General features: G+C 34.6%; 10 protein-coding genes. 5 read left to right on the top strand and 5 right to left on the bottom strand.

The window, feature by feature from the left end:
• Positions 1-306: 306 nt before the first annotated feature.
• Positions 307-591 carry an addiction module antidote protein gene (locus H8A87_RS02470; protein WP_198688426.1) on the bottom strand — a complete coding sequence of 95 codons (285 nt, stop codon included), beginning with the start codon at positions 589-591 and terminating at the stop codon, positions 307-309.
• Positions 588-890 carry a type II toxin-antitoxin system RelE/ParE family toxin gene (locus H8A87_RS02475; RefSeq protein WP_198688427.1) on the bottom strand — a complete coding sequence of 101 codons (303 nt, stop codon included), beginning with the start codon at positions 888-890 and terminating at the stop codon, positions 588-590. Before H8A87_RS02475 ends, H8A87_RS02470 begins: the two co-directional genes overlap by 4 nt.
• Positions 891-1717: 827 nt before the next feature.
• On the opposite strand from H8A87_RS02475, the gene H8A87_RS02480 reads away from it, so the two are divergent.
• Together H8A87_RS02480 and H8A87_RS02485 are read left to right on the top strand one after the other, a co-directional pair.
• Complete coding sequence (locus tag H8A87_RS02480) at positions 1718-2632, top strand: phage tail protein (RefSeq protein ID WP_198688428.1); 915 nt, start codon at positions 1718-1720, stop codon at positions 2630-2632.
• Between the two features lie 265 nt (positions 2633-2897).
• Positions 2898-3797 carry a GNAT family protein gene (locus tag H8A87_RS02485; protein WP_198688429.1) on the top strand — a complete coding sequence of 300 codons (900 nt, stop codon included), beginning with the start codon at positions 2898-2900 and terminating at the stop codon, positions 3795-3797.
• An 18-nt stretch (positions 3798-3815) separates the two neighbouring features.
• Here the strand turns inward: H8A87_RS02485 and H8A87_RS02490 are convergent, their stop codons facing one another.
• Both H8A87_RS02490 and H8A87_RS02495 read right to left on the bottom strand, forming a co-directional pair.
• Positions 3816-4079: a hypothetical protein gene (locus H8A87_RS02490; protein WP_198688430.1), complete on the bottom strand. Its 264-nt coding sequence runs from the start codon at positions 4077-4079 to the stop codon at positions 3816-3818.
• Positions 4072-4293, bottom strand: coding sequence for a helix-turn-helix domain-containing protein (locus tag H8A87_RS02495; protein WP_198688431.1), 222 nt, complete (start codon positions 4291-4293; stop codon positions 4072-4074). Before H8A87_RS02495 ends, H8A87_RS02490 begins: the two co-directional genes overlap by 8 nt.
• A 1036-nt stretch (positions 4294-5329) precedes the next feature.
• Between H8A87_RS02495 and H8A87_RS02500 the strand changes: the two genes are divergently transcribed.
• The 3 genes from H8A87_RS02500 to H8A87_RS02510 all read left to right on the top strand — a co-directional run bounded on the left by H8A87_RS02500 (position 5330) and on the right by H8A87_RS02510 (position 7648).
• Positions 5330-6022, top strand: coding sequence for a replication initiation protein (locus H8A87_RS02500; protein ID WP_198688432.1), 693 nt, complete (start codon positions 5330-5332; stop codon positions 6020-6022).
• 8 nt (positions 6023-6030) lie between these two features.
• Complete coding sequence (locus H8A87_RS02505) at positions 6031-6465, top strand: DNA-binding protein (RefSeq protein WP_198688433.1); 435 nt, start codon at positions 6031-6033, stop codon at positions 6463-6465.
• 703 nt (positions 6466-7168) lie between these two features.
• Entirely contained in the window at positions 7169-7648 is a 480-nt protein-coding gene (locus H8A87_RS02510; protein WP_198688434.1) for an Hcp family type VI secretion system effector, read from the top strand.
• A 23-nt stretch (positions 7649-7671) separates the two neighbouring features.
• Here H8A87_RS02510 and H8A87_RS20380 read toward each other — a convergent pair whose 3' ends face one another.
• Complete coding sequence (locus H8A87_RS20380; RefSeq protein ID WP_198688435.1) at positions 7672-8091, bottom strand: DUF1240 domain-containing protein; 420 nt, start codon at positions 8089-8091, stop codon at positions 7672-7674.
• Positions 8092-8235 lie beyond the last annotated feature (144 nt).

Raw genomic sequence — 8235 nt, forward strand, 5'->3', positions numbered from 1 at the left:
TGTCCTTTGACCTGTTCTGATTTGTGGCAATAACGGCAATAGACGTCAACTTTGACCATGCTTCATCCTTAAAAAGCCGGAAGCATATCACAGTAACTAACCATTTAATACATGACCGGTATTCGGTCGTTTTCATTCCTGCTTCACCTCATTCCGGTTATTGGTGGCAGTTCAAGCAGGGTTAGCAATACCGGAGATATCCTGCATTGCATTGTCATTATCTACATCAACGCTGCTATTTGATTTTTTCGTGTGTGCTTAACAGATAAATTGAACAAAACAAAAATAGATAATTAAAGGAGTAAGCTATACCCCTGTGAAGTGAAGTTTTAAACCTAATGCTTTGGTGATTTTTAACATAGAGCTAAATGTAGGATTACCCTTACCAGATAAAGCGTGATACAACCCCTCTCTGGACATACCGACATCCCTTGAAAGCTGGCTCATATTTTTAGCTCTTGCAATATCCCCTAATGCGGAAAGCACTAACGCAGGGTCGCTATCTTCTAAAATTTCATTTAAATAGAGTTGCATTTCTTCTTCGCTATTTAAATGCTCGGCAATATCGTATTCTTTGAGTTTGACTTTCATAGTTCCCCCTCAACCTCTTTAAAAATTAACTTAGCTTTTTCTATATCTTTTTGCTGCGTAGTTTTATCTCCGCCACAGAGTAAAATTACAACGATGTTATTTGTTTTTCTCAAATACACCCTGTAACCTTTTCCCTCATGTATTCGCAATTCTGAAAACCCTTCACCGATAGGCTCAATATCACCAAAGTTTCCGTTTTTAATTCTTCTGATACGGGCTTGGATTTTTGTTTTTGCTCGTAGATCTTTTAAAGATCCAATCCAATTATCAAAAATATCTGTGGTTAATACCGTTATCACGTTTAATCACCTCTGTTAGTGCTTCTGATTATAACTGATCTGGGGTGATGTGTGAAATAAATCTGACAACTTATATTTGTTACCACCTACCTAGAAACGCCTGTATCTCTTTTAGTGAAGATATTGACTAGAATCATCGACCCCAACCTGTTAAGTGTGAAAGCGGCTCATAATCGCATACAGCTCATTTTAGAGGTTATTGAGAGTCTGTTGCTGGGTGTTTTTTTAATGCAGATGGTTTTTGATGCCCTTTAGGGGTTCAGTGGAAGAATCCACGAAAATGACGAGTTATCTATTCGTAGTGTAAAAATTATGCCGACTACATAATAAATGCACCATGATTATGGTAAATTTCTTCACTGAAGATAAGCAGTTTAACGGGATGTTTTGCATCAAAATCACAAGTGAAGAAAGTATACTTTATGATAGCAAAGTATTCTATAACTTATTGTTTTTACTCTTACTCGCCATTTTCGTGGATTCTTCCACTGGACCCCCCATACTGATGCTTTTTTGTAATTTCTCTTCGAAACCAAAAAAACACTACCCCACTAAATATTATCAGTTATCTGACACATTCTATTAATTTCCTACCTGTCATTTTATGCCACCCTGCCATCAAAACATGCAACCTATCAAATAGGATCCAGCGGAAAAACCCTCGAAAATGACGAGTCAGGAATTTTCTTCATTCCAAGAATAAATAGTAGCCAGCCGTACACTTCAGTATTGATGAACCCATTTATTGATGTTCACAGGCGGAATAATATCCCACCGCCTTCATGTTACTTAGCAATGTGTATTGTTGATTAAATGAGGGAATAATCATGCAAGATAAAAAACCTGAATCAATATCCTCAAAAAATGAAGAAGTGATAGTTCCAACAATGGATGATGTCAAAAAAGCAATCAAGGAAGCGATTGAAGAACATATTCAAACGCGTGAGCATCCTTATGCAACATTAGAGGACAAAGGCTTTGTTACTCTTAGTAATGAGGTTGAGAGTGATAGTGAAATAACGGTAGCTACATCCAGAGCAGTGAAAAGAGCTTATGATTTAGCAAACAAAGCAAATAGCAGTGATAAGAATTACGTACCTACCAGCCGAAAAGTGAATGGAAAAGCACTTTCTTCTGATATTTCATTGAATGCATCGGATGTCGGAGCATACAACAAAAGAGAAACTGATACTTATTTGGCTAATGTGACAAAACTGGCAAATACTGCCAATCAAAATGCCAATGAACGTTTGTCTAAAAATCAAAACGGAGCTGATATACCCAATAAGGCAGAGTTTGTAAAAAATTTAGGATTAACGATGCAAGATTCAGGAGAGTCATCTCTACCTGTTGGTGTCCCTGTTCCTTGGCCGACGACAACACCACCAAAAGGATGGCTCATATGTGATGGCTACTGGTTTGATAAAGCAAAATATCCGAAACTAGCTCTTGCTTATCCATCAGGAAGATTGCCAGACTTGCGAGGGGAATTTATCCGTGGTTTAGATACGGGACGTAATGTTGATTACGGGCGCAACGTGCTGTCTTGGCAATCTGATGAATTTAGAACTCACAGCCATGGATTTACCGCCATACGAAACGAAACAGGTCAGTCAGTATGGGGAGATTTTTTCGGTACTGCCTCTAATCTTGGACAAAAATACTATTCAGTTGATAATACTGGCGGGGCAGAAACTCGTCCCCGTAACGTTGCATTTTTATATATAGTGAGAGCAGCTTAATTCTAAAAATAACCTCAATCCGCAACTTTTTGCGGGTTTATATTAATCTGTACTAGCTCAGACCTGATATGATGGATGTCCCATATGTCACAATTGTACCAAAATGAAGAGCGTAAAAACTGTGGGGCACTTCGTTCGGTTAGTAATAAAAGTAGCCAAACTTGACATCCTCCCCGCCCTAAAGGGCGGGGAGGATGTCAATGTCAGTCATTTTTAATGATGCTATACTTTACAAAGATAACTAAAAAAGATAGAGACATTTTTAATGAATATCTTAGATATTAAAAATAAATTGTTTGGATGGAAAGAAGCAGATTTCAGCGAGTACGAAAAAACCTACTCTTCTTTTGGTGGAAATTTAGCCACTCACCCTACTGTGCTGAAATTTATCCATGAAAAACACAATATTAACGAAAAATATTTTATATATGAAGATTCTTCGAAAAAGCATAAAGCTGCAATTTGCGTTTGGGATGATAAATATCTGGCAAACGATCCTTCACATCCATTATCAGATACAATTTCAATTGTAATACCAAATGATGAGTTAGTTATTCCATCTAGTGAAAATTTCCGTTTTTTATTGCCTTTGAAATCAAAATACATATCACCTCTAAATAATAATATTATTAATTCAACCTTTAAATTCAATGCCAAACGTTCTTTATGTTTAGCCAAGAAACTAACAGAAAAATCTAATAAAAAATACAAGCAGCGAATGAATAACTTTATAAGGTCAGGTGGTGAACTCATTGATGTCGAACAATTTAGTGCAAAAGAACTGACAGAATTTTATTCATTATTGGTTGAAAAGAGATGGGGTAAATTTAGCTTAGACAAAGTAGCAATCTGTGAATTCATTCAGTTAATAAAACCCATGATATTTGGAAATGTTATATTTTTCAAAAAAAAGCCTAGTGCGTTTCACTTCATTACAAAAACCCAATTTCATGAGCATACAAATGTAGAGTTCATTCAAGCAGGAATGGATTGCTCCAATGAATTATCCAAATTTTCTATTGGTTCACTATTAATATGGAGTAATATATATAAATCAGAAAATGAGTTTAAAAATGTTAGATTTTCATTTGGAAGACCATCCAGAAATTATAAGTTAAGGTGGAGTAATATTCATCAAATAGGCCGAACAATTACATTAATATAATAGGGGTTCTACCTGAATTCATATAATAAGTGCGACACTCGTAAAGAGATTTTGGCGGGAAGTTAGCGACTGATAAACTGCTTCTTCCTGTCCGGCAAGACGAGTGTAAAGCATTAAATACCAGCAGCTAACTGAAGGTAGTTCAAAATCAACATAAAAAGAAAAAAACAAAGAAAAAAAATCCTCGATAATCGACGCTAACACACAAATTACCGAAGCACTCATAAATATTAATGCGGAGATAAATATTTTCGCTCTAGATGGAGTGTTTTTATTACCCACGATAAGCCCTTTCCAAAGCATTAATAATTTGATCTGGATGGATTTTAAGGCAATCAGCAATGATCCATTCGCCTTTTGGCCAAGGGTTTCTCAGTGTGTTGGCCAGAGTGGATGTACCGAGTCCTGATGCGCGGGAAAGGGCAGACATGTTCGTCCCCTGTTTACGTATGGCGGCAATGATATCGGCGGGGTGCCAGTCTTCGGTCGTTTTCATTCCTGCTTCACCTCATTCCGGTTATTGGGGGCGGTTCAAGCAGGATTAGCAATACCGGAGATACCCAACCGGCGAGGCTGAAGCCTCCCCTGCCTAAACTGGCATTGAACGGACGATAGCAGGCCCACTGGTAGAAACATCCTACCAGTGGGGTATTTTTCGCAGGGTTGCTAATTCCCGACTATCGGATTTTGCCGATAGCGTTGTCAGATTAACGGTTTAATTTAAAACATTCAATAATAAAATCAATTAGATGTGAATTAATGATAATAAAGATTTTTTACCTGAATCAGGTACGAATATTGATAACTGACGATCTTTTCTCATGAAGAAAACAATATCAGGAAAGAAAAAGCTAATTAAACATCCTATAAGCGATTTTAAGCAGTTTTGAGTTTTCATCTGGGAAAAGTTGCGGTTACGTAATAAAAAACGCACACAAGCGTTTTTAGGGGGCTTTTATGCTCGTTAAGAGCATGGGAGGCTGCTTGTTAATGTAAAAAGGATCGTCGAGGATCCTCAGCCGATAAAAAAGGGGGTTGATCGGAGGCAGGATCAATCCTCTTCCCTACTAAGCCGTGAGCGAAGCGAATTCATTGCACGGTTAGTAAAGCGATGTGATAGTTGAATGGTCGGAGACAAAAAATCTGGCAGCGATACTTGTCTGAATCGCATCTTGATTTTCGGAGTAGATTGATACTGACCGAACATCGTGAGGGAATTATCAAATTCTGTGATCAATCTGACTAAATTTTGTGATTTATCCACAGGGCACGTCTTTTTTAACTTGTTTTCTGTTTTTATATCTTGTTTTAAGACTTTAAAAAACATTTAAAATCAATTTGTTATAATCACTTAGGCATAGAAATTTACGGTAATAGGCATAGAAATTTACGGTAATAGGCATAGAAATTTACGGTAATAGGCATAGAAATTTACGGTAATATTCACAAAATAAGCATAGATTAAAAAAAAATCTTGCTTTTAAGTCGAGTATAGTACCATTATTTATCTATCCCAATATAAGGAACAAAAAATGTCTGAATTGATAGCCTATAAATCCAATGCCTTAATTGAGGCTAGTTATAAACTAACATTGCAAGAACAGCGCTTGTTGCTCATGTGTATTGGCAAGCTAAACCCTCAAGAAGAATTACCACAAAAGACATTCCAGATTACTTCTAATGACTTTTATTTGGCATTTCCAGACATGGGAAAAAGTAATGCAGAGAGACACTTAAAAGAAGCTATAGATAAATTAGCTGAGCGATGGATATACATCCAAAACAATAAAGAAAGAAGACGTATACGTTGGATTCAAGAAGAAGCTGAATATCTTGATGGAGAAGGAAAAATAGAAATAATATTTGCCGATTCTATCATGCCATATTTAACTCAACTTAAAGGGAAATTCACAAAAATAGTGATTAAAAATGTTTCTACTTTAAGAAGCGTTTATAGCATTCGTATTTATGAATTACTGATACAATTTCAGTCTGTAGGCGATAGATTAATTAGCTTAGAAGACTTCCGCTCCATGTTGGGATTAGATGATAAAACATACTCGACTTTTAAATCATTGAACCAGTGGGTAATAAAACCTGCAATAAAAGAGCTAAATCAAAAAAGCAATCTCATTGTATCAATTGATACGGTTAAGAAAAGTCGTAATGTAGTCGCTTTACATTTTCATTTTAAAGAAGATCAACAAATCAAAATGGCTGTCTAGGATAAATTATGACTCTAGTATCAATAAGCGAAGCAGCAAGATTAACGGGAAAAGCAAGAAGCACTCTGCATAAATACATAAAACAAGGAAAGATGTCTACGACTACAGATCCCAATACAGGTAGTAAATCTATTGATATATCTGAATTAATTAGGGTATTCGGGGCACTAAAAGCTACACTTAGTGACACCGTCACAGATGTAGTGAAAATACAGCAAACTACACAACAAAACACACCTGAAATACAAGAACTACAGAGAAAACTACAGTTTTTAGAACAAGAGAACTCACACTTAAAAGCAGAAAAAGAGCTATTATCGAAAAACCTTGATGATGTAAGGCAAGCGATGCTGCTGATTGAATCAAAAATACCTATATTCCCCAAACCCCAATCAACAACAGCCACTAGCACTAGCAGATTTTGGCATTTTTGGAGAAAATAATGATGGCTGATATATTATTTACCGTGAAAAATAAAAAACCATGAAAATGAAAAGAAACAACATTTACCTATTAAACAAATTATCAAAAAAAGAAATTAAATCGTTAACCGATTCATATAAAAGAGAGAACAAGTCAATGGACAAATATGATGAGTGGCTTAGTGATTTGTTTCGCTGGAATCTATCAACAGTATTCACACTCAACTCCATAATCATATTATTTTATTTCGTAAGCATATACTCAACTAATAATAATCCAGTTGCGATGCTTTGCATTTATGCATTCATATATTTTTCTTCTATAATACTTCTATCCATCCGACATTCCGCACCTCATTCGTAATTTATTGTTTTAATTAAAAATTAACAAATGAGTGAATTTCATACAAACAATTTAAAATCAGCATATTACAGATATAGCTGCGGAATGACGGATCCATAGTAATATCCTTAGATAAAAAATTTAGTTTCCTTCTATACTTAAAGGCAAAAATAATTTACCTTTTTAGTTATTTAAATAATATAAAATTAATTAACATTATAAAATGTAATCACAATTGTAATTGTAAAATAAGAAACCAAAGCAATTAATGCATGTGTTTTTTGTTTGTTATATAACTATCAACATGGTTTTCAATATGCTAAATTATGTCTTTAAGTTCTAATATCAACCATATTTAGATAGAAAAGGATGGTAAGTTCTATGTCATACATGATTTATTTGACTTTAAACGGAAAGAAGCAAGGTTTAATTTCTGCTGGATGTTCAACCCTTGATTCTATAGGTAATCGGTATCAAAAAGGGCACGAAGACCAAATACAAGTACTTAGCCTAAATCACTCAATATCTCGTCAGCAAAATGTTAACCACAGCCCCATACAATTTATAAAACCTATAGATAAATCTTCTCCATTATTAGCTATGGCTATAGATTCTAATGAATCACTAAACGGTAAATTCATTTGTTACAGAACTGGTCAAACAGGCCAATTAGAACTGTTTTATGAAATCAAAATCACGGAAGCTACCGTATCGGAGGTTTCATGTGCCTACCCGCACTCCATTAATGATTTCGATGCTATGCCATATGAAAGAGTAATACTTAACTATAAATCTATTTCATGGAATCATATGACAGCAGGCACATCTGCTTATAGCAGATGGGAAGACCGAGTTTTATAAAATATAATAATAAGCATATATGCTTATTTGCAAAAAACCATTTTTTTAACATATTTACTGGGGGAAAATACAGATTTTTTATCACAAACCAAATATCCCTCAGACTTTAATTTGTTATCTACATACATCGAGACAGGAAAACTAAAAAGGAACACAATAATAGAGTAAGCAGTTAGAAATTTAACAACCACTCCGTTATATGAATTTATTTTTTTTACAAAGCAAAATTTTATTATATATATAAACATATGAAATGCTAAGGGGAGCCCAAAAGACATTAGGAAAACTCGCCATGAAAATAATATAACCTCACTCATACTTAACAGTGATAATAAATCACGCCATGAAAAAAAAACAACAACAGAAAGAAGGGATAAAACAAAAACAGACACTAAAAAATAAAAAACTTTATCCAAAAAACTAATATTTACTTTATGCATCATAATTATACTTATGTTTTATATATAGTGACAATTTCATACAAATAAAAACCATCACTATATAATTAATTTTATCTCATGTATGGCGTAAAAAATCTGTTATATCCATTTTGTTGTGGCTTGGTTTTCGGTCATGTATTAAATGGT

It is taken from the genome of Xenorhabdus lircayensis, assembly GCF_016306625.1.
Classification (GTDB): domain Bacteria; phylum Pseudomonadota; class Gammaproteobacteria; order Enterobacterales; family Enterobacteriaceae; genus Xenorhabdus; species Xenorhabdus lircayensis.

What these genes read in the sequence shown, in the direction of transcription:
- H8A87_RS02470 (WP_198688426.1), bottom strand. Translation starts at nt 591, where the DNA reads ATGAAAGTCAAACTCAAAGAATACGATATTGCCGAGCATTTAAATAGC.
- H8A87_RS02495 (WP_198688431.1), bottom strand. Translation starts at nt 4,293, where the DNA reads ATGAAAACGACCGAAGACTGGCACCCCGCCGATATCATTGCCGCCATA.
- H8A87_RS02485 (WP_198688429.1), top strand. Translation starts at nt 2,898, where the DNA reads ATGAATATCTTAGATATTAAAAATAAATTGTTTGGATGGAAAGAAGCA.
- H8A87_RS02500 (WP_198688432.1), top strand. Translation starts at nt 5,330, where the DNA reads ATGTCTGAATTGATAGCCTATAAATCCAATGCCTTAATTGAGGCTAGT.
- H8A87_RS02480 (WP_198688428.1), top strand. Translation starts at nt 1,718, where the DNA reads ATGCAAGATAAAAAACCTGAATCAATATCCTCAAAAAATGAAGAAGTG.
- H8A87_RS02505 (WP_198688433.1), top strand. Translation starts at nt 6,031, where the DNA reads ATGACTCTAGTATCAATAAGCGAAGCAGCAAGATTAACGGGAAAAGCA.
- H8A87_RS20380 (WP_198688435.1), bottom strand. Translation starts at nt 8,091, where the DNA reads ATGATGCATAAAGTAAATATTAGTTTTTTGGATAAAGTTTTTTATTTT.
- H8A87_RS02510 (WP_198688434.1), top strand. Translation starts at nt 7,169, where the DNA reads ATGTCATACATGATTTATTTGACTTTAAACGGAAAGAAGCAAGGTTTA.